General features: G+C 40.4%; 2 protein-coding genes. Both read left to right on the top strand.

Annotated elements, in window-relative coordinates; translation table 11 throughout:
* The first annotated feature begins 218 nt into the window (after positions 1–218).
* Positions 219–500, top strand: coding sequence for a helix-turn-helix transcriptional regulator (locus ACFILH_RS05840; RefSeq protein ID WP_375667504.1), 282 nt, complete (start codon positions 219–221; stop codon positions 498–500).
* A 100-nt stretch (positions 501–600) separates the two neighbouring features.
* A complete protein-coding gene (locus tag ACFILH_RS05845; RefSeq protein ID WP_375667506.1) occupies positions 601–1,470 on the top strand; it encodes a toprim domain-containing protein in 870 nt (289 codons plus the stop codon).

The following is a 1,470-nucleotide window of genomic DNA, read 5'->3' on the forward strand; positions in this document are numbered from 1 at the left end:
CAATCTTAAGATATGGGGTGAATAACCCCATTATCTGTGGATAACTTTAGCTCTCTTCTCTCTCATTCTTTCTCAATAAGAGTCATAAATTATCACATCAAAAATTGTATGATAAAATATTGTTTTCTATAAATAAAATACCTTCAAAAGTGAACTAAAATGTGGTTAATAAATGGTTATGATTTGTTTCTATTTTTTGAGAATGAAAGGATTTTAGAATGACAGAAAATGATATTCTTTTGACAGACCGTGAAAGTGCAAAATTGCTTCATATGAGTGTCTCAACATTTCGCCGTCATGTAACCAATGGCTCTCTCCCAAAACCTTTAAAATTTGGTTTTTTATCGCGTTGGTTACAATCAGATCNATTTCGCCGTCATGTAACCAATGGCTCTCTCCCAAAACCTTTAAAATTTGGTTTTTTATCGCGTTGGTTACAATCAGATCTTTTGAATGTCATCGAGCAAGCAAAACAGCAACGTTATAACGACGCGGCATAAAAAGAAAACCTTGTCACGTAAAAACGGACAAGGCTTTCTCAAACTCATCACCCTAGAGATAGCACAATCCGTCCTGTGACGCAACGTTATAGGATTAAAAATGATGTGTTCTTTTAAGAATGCGCAAGGTATCACACGTGCCTTGCGCGGTACTTGGCATGGGCGTTATGGAACAGCCCGTTGCCCTGCTCATGATGATAGGCTGCTTAGCTTATCCCTTACCAATGGACATGATGGGCGTCTTTTACTCTATTGTTATGCTGGTTGCTCTTTTAGAGAGATCATACAAGCGCTTATTAGAATTGGGTTGCTTGGAAAACAAGCTTATGCTCATACGCTTTCTTTCTCAAAACAGTTTTGTGCTGATCTCAAACAAGCAAAAAGGAAAGCAGAGAGAGCAAAAGTAATTTGGCAACAAAGCCAACCAATCAAAAATACTTTAGCAGAAACCTATTTACGCATGCGGGGGATCATGTGTGATTTGCCTGCTGATTTACGCTTTTACGACAAATGTCTACACCCCTCTGGGGGTACATTGCCCGCGTTGATTGCTCTTGTTAAGGGGGCTGGTTCCTTTGCCATTCATAGAACCTTTTTACAAGCCAATGGCTGCAAAACAGACCAAAAACCAGCAAAAGCCATGTTGGGATCTGTAATGGGTGGTGGGGTGCATTTAAGCCAAGACAATCCCAAACATCTGGTTATTTGTGAAGGCATTGAAACGGGGCTGTCTCTGCTGTCTGGGTTGTTATCAGAGCCCGTTAATTTATGGGCGTCCCTTTCAACCCATGGCATGATGCATGTGAATTTACCTCCTACAAAAGGGCGTCTGACAATTGCAATGGATGGCGATGAGGCTGGTCGTAAAGCAGGTTTTACCCTCGCTGCACGTGCCTATAGACAAGGCTTTGAGGTCTTTATGATGCAAGCTCCAAAAGGAACCGATTTTAATAACGTATTACTTTCTTAA

Origin of the sequence: Bartonella sp. CL435QHHD (assembly GCF_042195095.1) — a bacterium.
Lineage (GTDB): Bacteria > Pseudomonadota > Alphaproteobacteria > Rhizobiales > Rhizobiaceae > Bartonella.

What these genes read in the sequence shown, in the direction of transcription:
- ACFILH_RS05845 (WP_375667506.1), top strand. Translation starts at nt 601, where the DNA reads ATGATGTGTTCTTTTAAGAATGCGCAAGGTATCACACGTGCCTTGCGC.